18 protein-coding genes are annotated in these 17290 nt (G+C 66.8%); 11 read left to right on the top strand and 7 right to left on the bottom strand.

The genetic code is table 11. From position 1 onward, the window contains the following. Nucleotides 1-50 precede the first annotated feature (50 nt). From BEMPMBAN_RS01430 to BEMPMBAN_RS01415, 4 genes are read left to right on the top strand one after another with little or no spacing between them, the layout of a single operon-like run. A complete protein-coding gene (locus BEMPMBAN_RS01430) occupies nt 51-1082 on the top strand; it encodes a metal ABC transporter solute-binding protein, Zn/Mn family (RefSeq protein WP_159228809.1) in 1032 nt (343 codons plus the stop codon). Continuing rightward, nucleotides 1069-1851 carry a metal ABC transporter ATP-binding protein gene (locus BEMPMBAN_RS01425; RefSeq protein ID WP_159228636.1) on the top strand — a complete coding sequence of 261 codons (783 nt, stop codon included), beginning with the start codon at nt 1069-1071 and terminating at the stop codon, nt 1849-1851. The genes BEMPMBAN_RS01430 and BEMPMBAN_RS01425 overlap by 14 nt, the downstream gene beginning before the upstream one ends. After that, nucleotides 1851-2795: a metal ABC transporter permease gene (locus tag BEMPMBAN_RS01420; RefSeq protein ID WP_159228635.1), complete on the top strand. Its 945-nt coding sequence runs from the start codon at nt 1851-1853 to the stop codon at nt 2793-2795. Before BEMPMBAN_RS01425 ends, BEMPMBAN_RS01420 begins: the two co-directional genes overlap by 1 nt. Then, entirely contained in the window at nt 2740-3840 is a 1101-nt protein-coding gene (locus tag BEMPMBAN_RS01415; protein WP_159228634.1) for an Rv3575c family transcriptional regulator, read from the top strand. Before BEMPMBAN_RS01420 ends, BEMPMBAN_RS01415 begins: the two co-directional genes overlap by 56 nt. Here the strand turns inward: BEMPMBAN_RS01415 and BEMPMBAN_RS01410 are convergent. Genes BEMPMBAN_RS01410 through kstR form a run of 3 tightly spaced genes read right to left on the bottom strand, consistent with a single transcriptional unit; the run spans nt 3823 to nt 5964 of the window. Continuing rightward, nucleotides 3823-4458, bottom strand: a complete 636-nt coding sequence (locus BEMPMBAN_RS01410) for a class I SAM-dependent methyltransferase (RefSeq protein ID WP_159228633.1) — start codon at nt 4456-4458, stop codon at nt 3823-3825. The two genes, BEMPMBAN_RS01415 and BEMPMBAN_RS01410, sit on opposite strands and share 18 nt — an antisense overlap. A 24-nt stretch (nt 4459-4482) precedes the next feature. Then, complete coding sequence (gene otsB / locus BEMPMBAN_RS01405; RefSeq protein WP_159228632.1) at nt 4483-5262, bottom strand: trehalose-phosphatase; 780 nt, start codon at nt 5260-5262, stop codon at nt 4483-4485. Between the two features lie 3 nt (nt 5263-5265). Continuing rightward, nucleotides 5266-5964, bottom strand: coding sequence for a cholesterol catabolism transcriptional regulator KstR (kstR, locus tag BEMPMBAN_RS01400; RefSeq protein ID WP_159228631.1), 699 nt, complete (start codon nt 5962-5964; stop codon nt 5266-5268). Nucleotides 5965-6161: 197 nt separating this feature from the next. Here kstR and BEMPMBAN_RS01395 point away from each other — a divergent pair, with 197 nt between their 5' ends. The 3 genes from BEMPMBAN_RS01395 to BEMPMBAN_RS01385 are packed head-to-tail and all read left to right on the top strand — an operon-like array spanning nt 6162 to nt 9995. Continuing rightward, on the top strand, nt 6162-8339 hold the full coding sequence (locus BEMPMBAN_RS01395) for an acyl-CoA dehydrogenase family protein (RefSeq protein WP_159228630.1): 2178 nt from the start codon (nt 6162-6164) through the stop codon (nt 8337-8339). Nucleotides 8340-8388: 49 nt separating this feature from the next. Beyond that, entirely contained in the window at nt 8389-9570 is a 1182-nt protein-coding gene (locus BEMPMBAN_RS01390; protein ID WP_200845826.1) for a DUF6973 domain-containing protein, read from the top strand. After that, nucleotides 9567-9995 (top strand): hypothetical protein, encoded by a 429-nt coding sequence (locus BEMPMBAN_RS01385; RefSeq protein WP_234897248.1) that lies wholly within the window; start codon nt 9567-9569, stop codon nt 9993-9995. Before BEMPMBAN_RS01390 ends, BEMPMBAN_RS01385 begins: the two co-directional genes overlap by 4 nt. Here BEMPMBAN_RS01385 and BEMPMBAN_RS01380 read toward each other — a convergent pair. Together BEMPMBAN_RS01380 and BEMPMBAN_RS01375 are read right to left on the bottom strand one after the other, a co-directional pair. Then, nucleotides 9988-10506, bottom strand: coding sequence for a hypothetical protein (locus BEMPMBAN_RS01380; protein ID WP_159228629.1), 519 nt, complete (start codon nt 10504-10506; stop codon nt 9988-9990). The genes BEMPMBAN_RS01385 and BEMPMBAN_RS01380 overlap by 8 nt on opposite strands. A gap of 85 nt (nt 10507-10591) precedes the next feature. After that, nucleotides 10592-11650 carry a ferredoxin--NADP reductase gene (locus tag BEMPMBAN_RS01375; protein WP_159228628.1) on the bottom strand — a complete coding sequence of 353 codons (1059 nt, stop codon included), beginning with the start codon at nt 11648-11650 and terminating at the stop codon, nt 10592-10594. A 178-nt stretch (nt 11651-11828) separates the two neighbouring features. Here BEMPMBAN_RS01375 and hsaA point away from each other — a divergent pair, with 178 nt between their 5' ends. The 4 genes from hsaA to hsaB are packed head-to-tail and all read left to right on the top strand — an operon-like array spanning nt 11829 to nt 15427. After that, the gene (gene hsaA / locus BEMPMBAN_RS01370) at nt 11829-13013 is read left to right on the top strand and encodes a 3-hydroxy-9,10-secoandrosta-1,3,5(10)-triene-9,17-dione monooxygenase oxygenase subunit (protein WP_159228627.1); all 1185 of its coding nucleotides are present in this window, start codon (nt 11829-11831) and stop codon (nt 13011-13013) included. 14 nt (nt 13014-13027) lie between these two features. After that, on the top strand, nt 13028-13927 hold the full coding sequence (gene hsaD, locus BEMPMBAN_RS01365; protein ID WP_159228626.1) for a 4,5:9,10-diseco-3-hydroxy-5,9,17-trioxoandrosta-1(10),2-diene-4-oate hydrolase: 900 nt from the start codon (nt 13028-13030) through the stop codon (nt 13925-13927). Then, nucleotides 13924-14826 (top strand): iron-dependent extradiol dioxygenase HsaC, encoded by a 903-nt coding sequence (hsaC, locus tag BEMPMBAN_RS01360; protein WP_159228625.1) that lies wholly within the window; start codon nt 13924-13926, stop codon nt 14824-14826. The genes hsaD and hsaC overlap by 4 nt, the downstream gene beginning before the upstream one ends. Nucleotides 14827-14860: 34 nt before the next feature. Then, a complete protein-coding gene (gene hsaB / locus BEMPMBAN_RS01355) occupies nt 14861-15427 on the top strand; it encodes a 3-hydroxy-9,10-secoandrosta-1,3,5(10)-triene-9,17-dione monooxygenase reductase subunit (protein WP_159228624.1) in 567 nt (188 codons plus the stop codon). Here hsaB and BEMPMBAN_RS01350 read toward each other — a convergent pair. Next, entirely contained in the window at nt 15422-16189 is a 768-nt protein-coding gene (locus BEMPMBAN_RS01350) for an alpha/beta fold hydrolase (protein ID WP_159228623.1), read from the bottom strand. The two genes, hsaB and BEMPMBAN_RS01350, sit on opposite strands and share 6 nt — an antisense overlap. A gap of 100 nt (nt 16190-16289) precedes the next feature. Further along, nucleotides 16290-17216, bottom strand: coding sequence for a LysR family transcriptional regulator (locus BEMPMBAN_RS01345; RefSeq protein ID WP_425294911.1), 927 nt, complete (start codon nt 17214-17216; stop codon nt 16290-16292). Nucleotides 17217-17290: the final 74 nt, after the last annotated feature.

Raw genomic sequence — 17290 nt, 5'->3', positions numbered from 1 at the left:
GGAGTGGAAACGGTTATCGTTACCGAGTGATCATCTCTTCGTCCACCAAAATGCGGGTATTCGCCGCGTCGCTCATTCTGGCCACGCCGTTCGCGCTGTCAGCGTGCGGAAGCAATGACGAGACCGCTGCGCCCAGCGGGACCTCCCCGGCTGCTGACGGCGAGTGTCCGGCAACGCCCGTTGACGTCGTGGTGAGCGTTGACCAGTGGGGTGACATCGTCTCTCAACTCGGCGGAGCGTGTGCCAACGTGACGACGGTTCTGGCCAGCTCTTCGGTGGATCCTCACGATTACGAACCGGCACCATCGGACGCCGCGCTCTTCGACGGCGCGCAGCTCGTCGTGATCAACGGTGGGCACTACGACGAGTGGGCGGCCAAGCTGGCTGCGGCATCTGCCCCCGACGCACCGATCGTCAACGCCGTCGAATCGAGCGGTGGCCATGCCGACGAAGCGGGTCACGATCACGACGGCGGTGAAGCCGACCACGACCAGGACCAGGACCACGACCACGATCACGCCGACGAAGCGGGCCACGACCACGCCGGGGAGGGTAATCCGCACGTCTGGTACAGCCCGTCGGTGGTGACCTCGGTCGCCGAGGCGGTGACCGGCGAACTCAGCGAGCTGGCACCCGACGCCGCCGGTTACTTCGACGAACGGCACACCGCGTTCGAGAACGTGATGACGCCGTATTACGACACCATCGCCGCGATCAAGGCCGATTCGGTCGGAAAGAGTTTCGCGGCCACCGAGAGTGTTTTCGACGACATGGGCGCGGCGTTGGGCTTACAGAATCGGACCCCCGAGGGGTACCAGCTGGCTTCGTCGAACGAGGCTGAACCGGCGCCCGCCGACCTCGACGCGTTTCTGCGACTTCTCGGTGATCGTGGGGTCGACGTGTTGATCTACAACACGCAGACCGAAGGGTCGGTGCCCGAGCAGATCCGGGCAGCAGCCGAGCAGGCAGGCGTTCCGGTGGTCGAGGTCACCGAGACGGTGCCGCCCAACACCGAGTCTTTCCAGACCTGGCAGGTCGCGCAGCTGGACTCCCTCGCAGAGGCGCTCGGTGTCCCTGTATGAGTCCGGAGCCGAACCCGCGCTGACGTTCGACGACGTCAGCGTGGTCCGCGGTGGGCGGACGATCTGGTCGGATTCGACTCTGCAGGTCGACGCCGGCCGCTTCGTCGCAGTCATCGGCTCCAACGGCGCGGGCAAGACGACTCTGCTCAAGGTGATCCTCGGGCTGGTGCCCGTCGCTAAGGGAACGGTGCGCGTCCACGGGGAGCGTCCCGGCGTGCTGAACAACGAGATCGGCTATGTGCCACAGCATTACGACGCCATTTCAAGTGAAGCGATACGCGGCCGGGACGCGGTTCTGCTGGGGCTGACGGGCCGCCGGTGGGGGTTCGGCCGCCCGAGCGCGGCCGATCGCCGGCGGGTCGACGAGGCGCTGGGCTGGGTCGATGCCACCGACCTCGCGGATCGCCGACTCTCGGAACTCTCCGGCGGTCAGCGCCAGCGGATCGCGCTGGCCAGCGCACTGGTCGCGCACCCGAGGATGCTGATCCTCGACGAGCCACTGGCGTCGCTGGACCTACGCAATCAGCACGAGATCGTCGCCGTCCTGGCGCGTCTCAAGCGCGAACTCGGGGTGACCATCCTCGTCGTGGCACACGACCTGAACCCGCTGCTCGCGATCCTGGACAGCGCAATCTACCTGCTGGACGGGCACGCCCACCACGCCGCGATCGACCAGGTGGTCGATTCCGAACTCCTCACCCACATGTACGGCACGCCGATCAAGGTCGCGCACACCTTGCAGGGGGATCTCTACATGCGGAGTGTGTGATGACGCAGACCATCGTCGCGATGGGCTATCAGGACAACTGGATGCAGATTCTGAGCTCGTCTTTCATGCGCAATGCGTGGTTGGGCGGCACCATCGTGGCGCTGGCGGCAGGGCTGATGGGTTACTTCATCATCGTGCGCAACTCGTCCTTCGCGGCGCATGCGTTGGCGCATATCGGCCTGCCCGGAGCGACGGGGGCGGTGCTGCTCGGGGTGCCTGCCGCGGTCGGGCTGGGAGTGTTCTGCGTCGGCGGCGCGCTGGTGATCGGAGCCTTGGGCAAACGGGCCACCGACCGTGACGTCGCCACGGGGACGGTGCTGGCCTTCGCGACCGGTCTGGGGTTGTTCTTCAACTCGTTGGCCACCCGCAACTCGTCCACGTTGACCAACGTGCTGTTCGGAAATCTGCTGGCGATCACCACCAACCAGCTACTGGGATTCCTCGGACTGCTGGTGGTGTTGACCGCCTGTATCGCCTTCATCTACCGGCCCCTGTTGTTCACGTCGGTCAACAGTCAGGTCGCCGAAGCCAAAGGCGTTCCGGTACGCGGGTTGTCGATCGTGTTCATGGTGCTGCTGGGGATCACCGTCACCATGGCGGTGCAGGCGGTGGGCACCCTGCTGCTGTTCGCCCTCGTCGTCACGCCCGCCGCGGCAGCGCTGATCGTGACGGCGCGCCCGATCCTCGCGATGGCGGTCTCCGCGGCGATCGGGCTGGTCTCGGTATGGCTCGGTCTGACCGTGTCGGCGATGTTCAACCTGCCGCCCAGTTTCGTGATCGTGACGATCGCGTGTGGCGTGTGGCTGGTGGTCTGGGCGGGGAGCCGGGTGCCGCGCCGGAGGGCCAGGTCCTCGGCACAGTCCCGCCGGTCCACTAACGTCAACGTGCATGTCCAGGAGTCCGACGCCGCGGCGGCGCGCGACCCTGGCCTCCCTGGCCGCTGAGCTCAAGGTTTCGCGCACCACCGTCTCCAACGCCTACAACCGGCCCGATCAATTGTCGGCCGAGTTGCGCGAACGGGTGCTGTCCACCGCCAAGCGGCTCGGCTATCCGGGCCCGGATCCGGTGGCACGGTCCCTGCGCACCCGCAAGGCCGGGGCGGTGGGGCTGGTGATCACCGAACCGCTGAACTACTCGTTCAGCGATCCGGCCGCGCTGGATTTTGTTGCAGGCCTTGCCGAATCGTGCGAGGCGGTCGGTCAGGGCCTGCTTCTGGTCGCGGTCGGCCCGAACCGCAGCGTCCCCGAAGGCTCGGCGGCGGTGTTGTCCGCCGGCGTCGACGGCTTCGTCGTCTACTCGGCCTCCGACGATGACCCCTATCTGCCCGCGGTGTTGCAGCGGCAGCTGCCCGTCGTCGTCGTCGACCAGCCCAAGGACGTCCCCGGCGCCTCTCGGGTGGGCATCGACGACCGCGCCGGCATGCGCGGGTTGGCCGAACACGTCATCGAACTGGGCCACCGCGAGATCGGCCTGCTGACGATGCGACTGGGCCGTGACTGGCCCCACGGCGGGCCGAGTCCTGCGGTGGCGGATCCCGAGCGGGTTCAGACGCCGCACTTCCACGTCCAGAGCGAGCGCATCCGGGGCGTCTACGACGCGATGTCCGCGGCCGGACTGGATCCGGAGTCGCTGACCGTCGTCGAGAGCTACGAGCACCACACCACGTCGGGTGGTGTCGGCGCCGAGGTCGCGCTGGAGGCCAACCCACGGATGACGGCGCTGATCTGCACGGCAGACGTGCTCGCGCTGTCCGCGATGGACCATCTGCGCGCCCGCGGGATCTACGTGCCCGGTCAGATGACCGTGACCGGTTTCGACGGGGTGCCCGACGCGCTGCAGCGTGGCCTGACGACCGTCGTGCAGCCCGGCGTCGAAAAGGGGCGCCGCGCCGGAGAGCTGCTGCACAACCCGCCGAGATCGGGTCTGCCGGTCATCGAGGTGCTCGAGACTGAGTTGGTCCGCGGCCGCACGTCAGGTCCGCCTGCGTAGCGCACGCACCACGTCGTCATGGGTGTGTTGACCATCCAGTCCGGCGGGTTCTTCGCGTGGCCGGCGTCTTTGGATGCTGATGTCCCATTCGTCGCCCAGCATGGCAGCGACGTCATCGTGGCTCAGATAGTCGGCCGGGTCGAAGCCATACGATCTTGCCTTCTCCACATCGATGTCGGCGTGGTGCACGACCAGTAGCGTGCCTCCGGGCGCCACGGCCGCCAGCAGCGCCTTCTGCGCGTCGTGCCCCGGTGAGTGCCGTAGGGCCGGATAGTGCGCCGTCACCAGGTCGAAACCAGCTCCGGAGAGCTCGGCGTCCTCGAGGCGGGCGCACACCCACTGCACGTGGACACCGGCTTGCCGGCCCCTGGATCGAGCGCGTTCCAACGCCACTCGGGACACGTCGAGCGCCGTCACTTCCCACCCCTGGCCGGCAAGCCAGACAGCGTCGGCGCCGACACCACAGCCGATCTCGAGCGCCCGTCCCGGCGCCAGCTCACCAGCCACGGCCATCAACACCGCACTGGGTGCGCCATCGGGAATCTCCGCTGCGAGTGAGGTGTACCGCTCATCCCATTCGTCCGCAAGGGCATTCGCGGCATCCGAAGAACCTGTCATGCAGACAAGCTTGGCCTGTCTTCGTCAGAACGCCAACGGAGATTGCTGATCTGACAAACGGCGGCGGGCGTCGAGGAGCTGACGCAGCGCCGTCGCGACGTCCTCCGGTGAGCCGATGCGGTACCGGGCCAACGTTTCCCCCGGCCCGACCTTCACCCCGATGTCCGCGTCACGGAGCCGCCGGAACGCCTTCTCGTCGGTGACGTCGTCGCCGAAGAACACCACGGAAGTCGCGGAGTGCTGATCGCGCAGGATGTCGATCGCCTCCCCCTTGTCGGTGGAGATCACCGCGAACTCCAGCACCGCTTTGCCCGCGGTCGCATGTGCCTCCCAGGCCTCGGACGCTGCGCGCGCCTCACGCAGCGCCCCGTCGCCGTCGGATTCCGAGGCGTTGCGGACGTGCAGTGCCACGCTGGCCGGCTTCGTTTCGACCGTGACACCGGGCCGGCCCGACGCGATGGAGTTCAACGCGTCGGTGATCTGCTGCAACAGGTCCTGGTCGATGTCGTGGGAGAAACCCGAATCGAACTCTGCGCCGTGGCTGCCGACCAACTGCACCGTCGGCGGCATCGACGACAACGTCCGCAGGTCGCGCAGCGCCCGCCCGGAGATCAACGCGGCGGCGGTCGCGGGCAGGTCGGCGAGTTCGATCAGGGCCTGGCCGGCGTGCGGGAGCGGCCGGGCGTCGGCCGGGTTGTTGACGATCGGCGACAGGGTCCCGTCGAAGTCGGAGGTGACCAGCAGCCGCGCACTGGATGCCGCTTCGTCGAGTGCGGTCGTCAGCTCGGGCGGGACGTCGCTCACCCGTCAGATCTTAGGCTGGTCGCCGTCTCCGATGAGCAGCCGCACGGTCAGATCCAGCCGCTTGCTGACGTCGGTGGCCGAGGCGCGCCGCGTCAGCCAGGCCAGCAGATTCGATAGCCACACATCCGAGATCACCCGGGCGATGTGGTACTGATCCTCGGTGGGCTCACCGTCGCTCATCGCGCGCGCGAACATCGAGTCCATCAGCTTGCCGACGTGATCGACCTCGCCGGCTGCCGAGGCGTCGGCGAAGACGAACGCCCGCGTCATCGCCTCGGTGAGCAGCGGGTTGCGCTGCATCGCCCGGTTGAGTTTGCCGACCATGATGTTCAGCCGCTGGTAGGCGGTGGCACCCGCCGACAGTGCCGCCCTGTCGGTCTTGGCGTCGATGCGCTCGAACTCCCGGCCCAGCGCAGACACCAGCAGATGGACCTTCGACGGGAAGTACCGGTACAGCGTTCCCACTGCGACGTCCGCGCGTTCAGCCACGGCCCGCATCTGGACGGCCTCGTAACCACCCTTCGACGCGATCGCCAAGGTGGCGTCCAGGATGCGCTTTCGGCGCTCGCGCTGCGCTTCGGACCCCAGCTCGGACTCGGCCAGCACCGCCACGTTCAGCACCTGACGCGGGCGCGAGTCAGATCCGGCGGCACGCGCCGGCGTCGGCGAGGCGCCGGCTGACAACTCAGACGTCCCAGACATGCGACGAGCGTCTCCTTCGTGATGCGGTCTCGCGGAAAACGATACGCATACCGGCCCCCAACTTCTCACCTCAGTGCCATGTAGACACCGTCCTGCCTGCTGCGATGACGGTCGACTTGACGGTCGAACGCTGGCACTATTAGAACACGTTCTAGTGGGAAGCACCGTCTTCTCCCCCCAAACGCTTAGGAGTCCCGGTGTCGGCTGGATCTTTGAAGAACTCGGCGGCCATCTCCGATGAGCAGTCGGACGCCCGCGAGCTGGTGCGCAGCTGGGCGGCAGGGTCCGCGGTGGTGGACGCGGCACGGGACGTGGAACAAGGCGATCCGGGCGCGTGGCGGGCACCGTACGACGGGCTGGCGCAGCTGGGGATCTTCGGGGTGGCGCTGCCGGAGGAACACGGCGGCGCCGACGGCACCGTCGCGGACCTGTGTGCGATGGTCGACGAGTCGGCCGCGGCGATGGTGCCCGGCCCGGTGGCCACGACGGCGCTGACCACACTGGTCCTGGACGGCACCCACGCCGAACTGCTTGCGGCGCTGGCGTCGGGTCAGCGCACCGCCGGCGTCGCGCTGACGGCCGAGTTCTCCTACTCCGACGGGCGGGTCTCCGGCAGCGCACCGTATGTGCTCGGGGTCGGCGAGGACACAGCTGACGTGGTGCTGCTGCTGCCTGCCGGTGATCGCTGGCTGCTCGTCGACGCCGCGGCCGACGGTGTGACGGTGGAGCCGCTCAAAGCCACAGATTTCTCCCGGCCGTTGGCGCGGGTGGTGCTGGAGGACGCGGCAGCCGAGGAGCTCACGGCGTCCGCGCAGCGCGTCGTCGATCTTGCGGCGACGGTGCTGGCCGCCGAGGCGGCGGGCCTGGCCCGGTGGCTGCTGGAGACCGCGACCGACTACGCCAAGGTGCGGGAGCAGTTCGGCAAGCCGATCGGGAGCTTCCAGGCGATCAAGCACATGTGCGCCGAGATGCTGCTGCGCTCCGAGCAGGCTTCGGTGGCCGCGGCCGACGCGGCCCGCGCCGCCAGTGAAGACGACGATGAACAGCTCTCCATCGCAGCGGCGCTGGCGGCCTCGGTCGGCATCGAGGCCGCCAAGGCGAACGCCAAGGATTGCATCCAGGTTCTGGGCGGCATCGGGATCACCTGGGAGCACGACGCGCACCTGTACTTGCGGCGTGCCTACGGCATCTCCCAGTTCCTGGGCGGGCGGTCGCGCTGGCTGCGACGGGTGGCAGCGTTGACCCAGCAGGGGGTGCGCCGGAACCTGCACATCGATCTGGAGTCGGTGGCCGACCTGCGGCCCGAGATTGCTTCTGCGGTCGCCGAAGTCGCAGCGGTCGCCGAGGAGAAGCGACAGGTCGTCCTGGCCGAGACGGGCCTGCTGGCGCCCCACTGGCCGCGACCCTACGGCCGGGCAGCGGGACCGGCCGAGCAGTTGCTGATCGACCAGGAGTTGGCGGCAGCGGGGATCGCCCGTCCCGATCTGGTGATCGGCTGGTGGGCGGTTCCGACGATTCTCGAGCACGGCAGCCCCGAGCAGGTCGAGCAGTTCGTCCCCGCGACATTGCGCGGTGATCTGCAGTGGTGCCAGCTGTTCAGTGAGCCGGGAGCCGGGTCGGACCTGGCCGCACTGCGCACCAAAGCTGTGCGCGCCGACGGCGTGACCGCGAGCGGCGCAAAGGTTTCCGGCTGGAAGCTGACCGGACAGAAGGTGTGGACCTCAGCCGCGCAGACCGCGCACTGGGGCGTCTGCCTGGCCCGCACCAACCCCGACGCTCCGAAACACAGGGGCATCACCTATTTCCTGATCGACATGAAGTCGCCGGGCATCGTGATCCGGTCGCTGCGCGAGATCACCGGCGACGAGCTCTTCAACGAGGTGTTCTTCGACGACGTGTTCGTGTCCGACGAGATGGTGGTGGGCGAGGTCGACAACGGCTGGCGGTTGGCGCGCACCACGCTGGCCAACGAGCGGGTGGCGATGGCGCAGGGCACCGCGTTGGGCAACCCGATGGAGGAGCTGCTGCGCGCCGTGCGGGAAGACCCAGCGCTCGAAGCCGATGGCGCGCAACAGGATCAGCTCGGTGCGTTGATCGTCACCGCCCAGATGGGATCGTTGCTCGACCAGCGCATCGCCCAGCTCGCGGTGGGCGGCGGGGATCCCGGGCCGCAGGCCAGTGCCCGCAAGCTCATCGGTGTGCGGTATCGGCAGGCGCTCGCCGAGTTCCGGATGGATCTTTCCGAAGGGGCCGGCGCAGTGGAGAACAGCCCGGTGCATGACTTCCTCAACACCCGCTGCCTGACGATCGCCGGTGGCACCGAGCAGATCCTGCTGACGATGGCGGGGGAGCGGTTGCTGGGCCTGCCCCGCTGAGCGAAAATTCTGTCACCGGCGCGGATGCGGTCGGGAGATAATCGAACGCATGTCCGCCGTGCTCGGTGCCTTCCTGTCGACATGGTCGAACGCCAGGCAGACCTTCGGACAGGGGGCGCCTGCACCCGGCGTGGTATTCGACCAGAGCCCACAATTGACCCGGCTGCACTCCGAGGTGTCGTCCGCGAAACCTGATGCGGTTTGGTCTGGTGGGGCTGCCAACGCCTACGGCACCGTCAACATCGGCCGGGCGAACGTCATCGCCCGCATGGCCGAGCTCGATCAGCACCTCGCCGCGCAGGTCGACCGTTCGGCCGCCATCGTCACCGCGGGTAGGCAGAACCTGGATTCGGTCCGGCAATGGGTGGTGTCCGCTGCCGCCATGGTGCCGCCGACCGCGCTCGGGGAACAGATGATGCTGCCCATCGTCGAGAAGGGTCTCGGCCAGGTCGCAGGTATCGTCGAGACGTCCAATGCCGAACTGAACCTTGTGGGTGCCGAGATTGACCGGTTGGCAGGCGAATACACGTTGCTCGGCGGGCACACGTTCAAACAGGGCCCCGCCGAGGCGCCCCCGCCCACCCCTGACGAGGAAAAGCGCAGGCGGCTCGACGAGATCCTGGAGAAGTACCGGGTGCGCGAAGATCCGGGAGGGACACACGATTTCGACGCCCCGGCATTCCTGGACTGGCTCAACGGCGAGGAAATCCCGACCCAGCAGCTCACACAGACCGAGATCGAGATGCTGCTGGCCGATCCCACGCGGATCACGACGGTGATGGACATCAGAGACCAGGCCACCGCTGCGGCGAAGGCCAGGTTCCCTCCGCCCAATGGCAGTGAGATCGACAATCAGACCGATGCGTTCCGCCACGCGTACGGAAGCGCCCTGATGACGCAGGAGTTCGGTGAGGAGTGGACTGCGGTGTTCACCGCAGCCCACGAAGGCCGGGAGGCGAACTACCAGTCAAGTGAGTCGATGGACCTCTACAACAACCAGGTGGGTCGCGACATCGCCCTTGCGAATCCCGACGCGTCGCCCCAAGAACTGGCCGATCTGGTCCAGCAATCCGTCAGCTCCGGTGACATGGTTGTCATCGGGCCGGACGGGAAAAGTCTCGAGTGGAGCGACAGTACGCTGCCGATCGGTGACTCGAGCCTGAGTTCCCCGGGCCCCGCCGGCGCCGGAGCCCCGCTACCGTCGCCGTATCCGAGTGTGGGTGGATCGTGATCCGTTTCCTTCGAACTGTTTGTCTGGCGGTGTGCTGCGCCATCGTTGTGACGGCCTGCGGCCTGTTCTTCACATCTGAAGACGATCCGCTGGAAGCGAAGCTGGCGACCGTCAGGGACGGAACCCAACCGGTGCCGCTGCGCGAGCTGACTGATTTCCGCTGGGACGAAGTCCACCTGTTCAACGAGTACACCGACGGGGCTTTCATAGAAAAGACCGTCGGCGAGCCGGTGATCTCCGCGGACTATCACGCGGCGGGCAGTCTGCTCGTTTTCGAGGAGACCGGCTCGGTGGTCAAGACGGTCACGGTCACAGGCGATTATCTGCGCGCGGATCAGCCCACTTTTTCTGCAGATGTCCTCGCGGCACCGAACGGCAGCGGCGCATTGCGTCTGGTGTCGCCCGGCCGGGCGGCACCTAACTGAACGTGGTCTGTGAGCAGGCGTCGGGGGTCGTGAGGTTGACGCCGGCGTACACCACCTGGATGTGTGAGCAGACGATGTAGTCGGCGTCCAGCTTGGGCTGGCCGGTGGACCAATCCGTCGGCCAGGTGTTGCCGCGAAGCTGATACTTCTCCACCGGGCCGCCACCGAAGTAGATCGTGGTGAACTCAACGGGGCCAATCGATTTGAACATCCGGGTGTTCTCGCCGACGAAGCTGGAGTCCAGGTACACGCTACGGTCCATCGACCGCAGCGTCGTGGTCTGGCGGGCCCACAGGTCGTCGGGGAAACCGATCGCGCCCGCAGGGGTCCGCAGATTCGCACTCGCGGTGAAGAAGCACTGGTTCACGGCGCGCACGCAGTCGGCGGTGGTGTGCACTTCGATCGCGGTCACGGGGTCGACGGGGATCGACGCGTCCGCGGTGTCCACCGCGGCCTGTGCCCCGGGGGCGGACGCGAACAACGCCAGCGCAGCCGACGTCGCCGCGACCATGGAAATCCTGGAAATCCTGGAAATCCCGGACATTCGGGCAAATAGCTTCACGTGTGCCTCCCGTGGCGGAATGGTAGCCCGCAGCTCATTCGTCGTATGTGACTTCAACCGAATCCGAGCGCGGGTGCGCCTGGCAGGCCAGGATCAGGCCCTCGTCGAGATCCTGCTGTTCGAGGACATCGTTGACCTCCATCTCGACGTCCCCCGACTTGGTCAGGACCGCACACGCGCCGCAGTGCCCCTCGCGGCAGGAGAATGGCGCGTCCAGTCCCTTGGCGAGTAGCACGTCCAGCAGCTTCGCGCTGCGCGGCCAGGACACCTCGTGGGTGTCGCCGTCCAGCGTCACGGTCGCGGTGGCGGGGCCCTCGTCGCTGTCGTCCTCCTCCACCACCACCGCGGCGAACGGGTCGGACTCCAAGGACTTGAACACCTCGATGTGAATGCGTTCGCCCGGGACTCCCGCCGACTTCAGCGCTTCCTCGGCGGCGGCCATGAACGGTCCGGGACCGCAGATGAACGCTTCACGCGCGGTGTAGGGGGCGACCAGGCCGGACAGGTCGGTCGCGCTGGGCAGCCCCTGCACCGATTCCAGCCAGTGGACCGCGTTGAGCCGATCCGGGTACTTGGCGGCCAGTTCACGCAGCGCGGTGGCGAAGATGACGGACTTCTCGTCGCGGTTGGCGTAGACCAGCGTCACCTTGCCGCTGCCCTCGGTCAGCGCGGACTTCAGGATGGCCATCATCGGGGTGATACCGCTGCCCGCGGCGAGCAGCAGGAAGTCGGTGTCCAGGTCCTTGGGCACGAACGTGCCCGAGGGTGCCAGCACGTGCATCTTCATGCCCGGTGCGGCGTGGTCGCACAGCCAGTTCGACGCGTAGCCGTCGGCGGTCCGCTTGACGGTGACGGTCAACGGATCGCCGCTGAACGGCGAGCTGCACAGCGAATAACACCGCGCCACCGAACCCGTTCGGTCGCTGGGCACCCGCAGCGTCAGGAACTGGCCGGGGGCGTAGTGAAGTTTTTCGGCAGGGATCGCCGGGTCGTCGGGCACTTTGAACACCAGTGAGCGCGCGTCGGCGGTCTCGTCGACGACGTCGGCCACCTCCAGCTCGAGCACGTGGGCGCCAAGCGGCTCATCCGTCACTGCTGTGCCCTCCTCGCATCGATAACTAGAACAGGTTACAGAAATGCATGTGCGCTGGTCCAGCGGCCACAGCAATGCGCTGCTCGACACAAATCGTAACGTGTTCTAATCTTTCCATAGCGATCTGCTCTTTACCCAAGACACTCATCGCCAGGCCCTAGCTCCGGGAGGTAAATCCGTGACGTCCATTCAACAGCGTGACGTGCAGGCGGTGCTAGCCGGCATCGACGATCTGCTGCCGCTGATCGCCAAGCGTGCTCAGGCCGCCGAAGAATTGCGGCGCCTTCCCGATGAGACGGTGAACGAACTCGACGAGGTGGGCTTCTTCAAGCTGCTCCAGCCCGAGCAGTGGGGCGGTCTGCAGTGTGACCCCACCGTCTTCTATGAGGCCGTCCGGCGCATCGCCAGCGCGTGCGGGTCCACCGGGTGGGTGTCGTCCATCATCGGCGTGCACAACTGGCACCTGGCCCTGTTCGACCAGCAGGCGCAGGACGAGGTGTGGGGCAGTGACCCCACAGTGCGCGTGTCGTCCTCGTACGCGCCGATGGGCGCCGGCACCGTCGTCGACGGCGGGTATCTGGTCAGCGGCGCGTGGCAGTGGTCCTCGGGCTGTGATCATGCGACGTGGGCGTTCCTCGGCGGGCCGGTCATCAAGGACGGCAAGCCGGTCGACTTCGGAAGCTTCCTGATTCCGCGTGACGAGTACCGCATCGACGACGTCTGGCATGTCGTGGGGTTGAAGGGCACCGGCAGCAACACCGTCGTCGTCAAGGACGTCTTCGTGCCCCGGCACCGGTTCCTGTCCTACAAGGCGATGAACGACCGCACGGCGGGCGGGTTGGAGAACAACACTGCGCCTGTGTACAAGATGCCCTGGGGGACAATGCATCCCACCACCATCTCAGCTCCCATCATGGGCATGGCGTACGGTGCGTACGACGCCCATGTCGAACACCAGGGCAAGCGGGTGCGTGCCGCCTTCGCCGGTGAGAAGTCCAAGGACGACCCGTTCGCCAAGGTGCGCATCGCCGAGGCCGCCAGCGACATCGACGCCGGCTGGCGACAGCTGATCGGCAATGTCCGCGAGGAGTACGAACACCTCAAGGCCGATGAAGAGATTCCGTTCGCGTTGCGTGCCCGCGCCCGCCGCGACCAGGTGCGCGCCACAGCTCGCGCGATCGCCTCCATCGACCTGCTGTTCGAGAGTGCCGGCGCGACTGCGCTGCAATCCGACGCTCCCGTGCAGCGGTTCTGGCGCGACGCCCACGCCGGCAGGGTCCATGCGGCGAACGAGCCCGAGCGGGCCTACCTGATCTTCGGCAACAACGAGTTCGGCCTGCCGCCGCAGGACACGATGGTCTGATCGGCCGGCCCCTGATGACATCCTTCGCAGCCGAAGCAGCCCAGCAGCAAGAGATCACGTTCGAATCGACGTCGCGTTACGCGCAGGTCCGCGAGGACATGCGACTGCACTACCACGAGGCCGGCTTCGAGCACCGGGAGACGGCAGGAACGGTCGTGCTGCTGCACGGCGGCGGGCCGGGCGCGTCCAGCTGGTCGAACTTCGGGCGCAACATCCCGGTGCTGGCCAAGCACTTCCACGTGCTGGCCGTCGACCAGCCCGGCTACGGCCATTCGGACAAGCACACCGAGCACGAGCAGTACAACCGCTACAGCTCCACGGCTCTGCTGAACCTGTTCGATCAGCTGGGCCTGGAACGTGCGGCGCTGGTGGGTAACTCGCTCGGCGGGGGCACCGCCGTGCGATTCGCTCTGGACAACCCCAAGCGTGCGGGACGGCTCGTGCTGATGGGCCCGGGCGGGTTGAGTGTCAACCTGTTCTCGCCCGACCCGACCGAAGGCGTGAAGCTGTTGGGCCGGTTCGCCGCAGACCCGACGCGCGAGAACATCGAGAAGTTCCTGCGCATCATGGTGTTCGACCAGAGCCTGATCACACCCGAGTTGGTGGAGGAACGGTTCCAGATCGCCAGCACCCCGGAGTCTTTGGCCGCCACCAAAGCGATGGGTAAGTCCTTCGCCGGGGCGGATTTTGAGCTCGGCATGATGTGGCGCGACGTGTACAAGCTCCGTCAGCGGGTATTGCTGATCTGGGGACGTGAGGACCGGGTCAACCCGCTCGACGGGGCACTGGTGGCGCTCAAGCAGATTCCCCGCGTTCAGCTGCATGTGTTCGGGCAGTGTGGGCACTGGGCGCAGCTGGAGAAGTTCGACGAGTTCAACAAGCTGACCATCGATTTCCTCGGAGGCACAGGATGAGCATCCGATCGCTGGGATATCTCCGCATCGAGACCACCGATATCGGTGCCTGGCGCGAGTATGGGCTCAAGGTGCTCGGCATGGTGGAGGGCAGCGGCAGCACCGAGGGTGCCCTCTATCTGCGCATGGACGAGTTCCCCGCCCGGCTGGTGATCGTGCCGGGCGAACACGATCGGTTGCTCGAGTCCGGGTGGGAGACCGCAAACGCCGCGTCCCTGCAGAACATTCGCAAGCGCCTGGAAGTCGAGGGCACGCCCTACAAGGAGGCCACGGCCGCCCAGCTCGCCGATCGCCGCGTCGACGAGATGATCGTGTTCGACGATCCGTCGGGCAACACGCTGGAGGTTTTCCACGGCGTCGCGCTGGAGCATCGGCGCGTGGTGAGCCCGTACGGTCACAAGTTCGTCACCGAAGAGCAGGGCCTCGGGCACGTGGTGCTGACCACCCGCGACGACGCGGAGACGCTGCACTTCTACCGGGATGTGCTCGGGTTCCACCTGCGGGACTCGATGCGGCTGCCACCACAGCTGGTCGGTCGGCCGGCCGACGGTGCTCCCGCCTGGCTGCGGTTCCTGGGCGTCAACCCGCGACACCACAGCCTGGCGTTCATGCCGGGTGAGACGCCCAGCGGGATCGTGCATCTCATGGTGGAGGTGGAGAACGCCGACGACGTCGGACTCTGTCTGGACCGGGCGCTGCGCCGCAAGGTCAAGATGTCGGCGACGCTGGGTCGGCACGTCAACGACAAGATGCTGTCCTTCTACATGAAGACACCGGGCGGTTTTGACGTCGAGTTCGGTTGTGAGGGACTCGAAGTCGAGGACGACGACAAGTGGGTTGCTCGGGAGAGCACTGCAGTGTCACTGTGGGGCCATGACTTCAGCGTGGGCTTCAAGTAGTAATGACGAGCGCTTGCGCGAGGAGCCATCGTCGATGAGTAGTCCTCCCATCGACCCGCGCACCTTCCGCAGTGTGCTCGGGCAGTTCTGTACGGGCATCACGGTGATCACCACGGTGCACGAGGGCGTGCCCGTCGGCTTCGCGTGCCAGTCGTTTGCGGCGCTGTCCCTGGATCCGCCGCTGGTGCTGTTCTGCCCGACGAAGGTGTCGCGATCCTGGCAGGCAATCGAGGCGAGCGGAAACTTCTGCGTCAACATCCTGCACGAGAACCAGAAGGACGTCTCGGCCCGCTTCGGTTCCCGGGAACCGGACAAGTTCGCCGGTATCGACTGGGCACCATCAAAATTGGGCTCGCCGATCATCGAGGGCTCACTGGCCCACATCGACTGTGCGGTGAACTCGGTGCACGACGGCGGCGACCATTTTGTGGTCTTCGGTGCGGTGCACTCGTTGTCCGACGTCCCGAAGAAGAAGCCGCGGCCGCTGCTTTTCTACCAGGGCGGGTACACCGGCATCGAGCCCGACAAGAACTCGCCCGCGGATTGGCGCAACGACCTCGAGGCGTTCCTGACCGCGACGACCGAGGACACCTGGCTATGACGCCGAGTGGACGAACTCGACGATCGCCGCGGCGACGTCACGGTGGACGGTTTCGTTGAGGATGTCGTGGCGGGCGCCAGGGAACTCCGCGAGTTCCAGCGCGTCGATCTGCTTGGCGTAGGCGCGTACCGCGCCGATCGGTGCGATCGGGTCGTTGACGCCGTGCACCGCCAGGGTGCGCACCGACAGCGACGGCAGGTCCAGGCCGAAGCGGTCCCACCCCCTGTCCAGCTCCCGCACTAGAGCCGCACCGTCGGCGTGGACGAATGCCAGGGGATCGTTGACCAGCGAGTCCAGATAGAACGGATCTGCGGACAGTAAGCCCGGTTCCAACTCGAACGAGGTGTCGGCGTCGAGAAGTTCGGGGACCGGGACGACCGGTGCCCCGGAGACGATGGCGCCACGATACCGATCCTTGAGATCCAGCAACCGGAACAGCGTCACAATCGCGCCGAACGAATGACCCTGTGCGAGAACCGGAATGCCCGGCTGCTGCTCCTCGGCGAGGTCGGTCAGGCTGTCGGCCAGCGCCGAACTGTCCTCGATGGACCCGAAGTCGCCGCGCCCGCCCGGGCTGAGGCCGTGCCCGAACTGGTCGACGGCCCACAGGTCGATGCCCGCCGCGTTCAGGGCGAACCCATACCGGTGGTACAAGCCGGTGTGCTCGCCGAATCCGTGCAGAAAGACCACGGCGGCGGTCGGCTCGGCGGCGGCCCAGTGGCGGTAGTACGCGCGGCCACGTTCGTGTTCGATGAAGGGCATGCCATGACTGCACCAGTCTGGGCGCCCGAGCGCAATACCCCGGAGACGGTGGGTCGGTGGGTACTTACGCAGTCACCGGATCAGCGTCGGGCATGGGATTTCAGACGGCTGAGCCTGCCCCGCGCCCGAGAAGCATGTCGCGCTGCTCGTCCATACGCGTGGTGATCGCATCGACCACCGCGGCGACTTCCGGCCGCCGCAGCGTTTCGGCGCGGGTGACCAGCCAATAGGTCAGCTGGATCGACACCGACTCGGTCAGAACCCGGACCAGGTCACTATGACGGTCGGCCATGAAGCACGGCAGCAGCCCGAGTCCGGCGGATGCTCTGGTGGCTTCGACGTGGACGAAGACGTTGGTGGATGTCACCGACTCCCGCATCGCCGGAGCGAAGCTCGTGGCCAGATCGAGGTCGTCGACCTGGAGCATCGAGTCGATGAAGTAGACCAGTGGAAAGCGTTGCAGATCGGCGATATTCGTCGGCGCACCGTTGCCGCGGAGATAGTCCCGCGATCCGTACAGGCCGAGGCAGTAGTCGCCGAGTCTCAGTGCCTTGGCGCGGTGCACCGTGGGTTCGCCGACAACCACCTCGACATCCAGTCCCGAGCGCTGCTGGGTGGCACGCCGGGTGGCGGCGACGATCTCCACCGCCACCTTGGGGTGGTCGCGCTGCACCGCGGCGGCCGCGGGAGCGGCGATGTAGGCGGAGAACCCGTCGGTCGCCGAGATCCGGACCACTCCTTCCAGTGCCCGCCGCCCTCCGGCGTCGACGGCCAGCGACCTCACAGCGGACTCGACGGCCTCCGCGGCCGTCAGCGCCTCGCGCCCGAGGTCGGTGAGTTCCCACCCGCCGCCCACCCGGGCCAGCACCCGCCCGCCCATCGCCTGTTCGAGAGCGGCGATGCGGCGACTGATCGTGGTGTGGTTGAGGCCGAGTTCATCGGCCGCCGTCGTGTACCGACCGGTCCGGCCCACCGCAAGCAACACCAGCAGGTCGTCGGGGCTGGGGTGGCGATCCACTGGGGACATATCTGCATTTTTGCAGAAGCTTCCTGCAGTTCTGGTCATTGCCGTGGGTGGTGGACTGCATGAATACTCACACT

This window comes from Mycolicibacterium austroafricanum (assembly GCF_902705885.1).
GTDB lineage: Bacteria > Actinomycetota > Actinomycetes > Mycobacteriales > Mycobacteriaceae > Mycobacterium > Mycobacterium vanbaalenii_A.
Note: the sequence above shows the minus strand (reverse complement) of the source record. Positions and strands in the feature narration are given on the sequence as shown.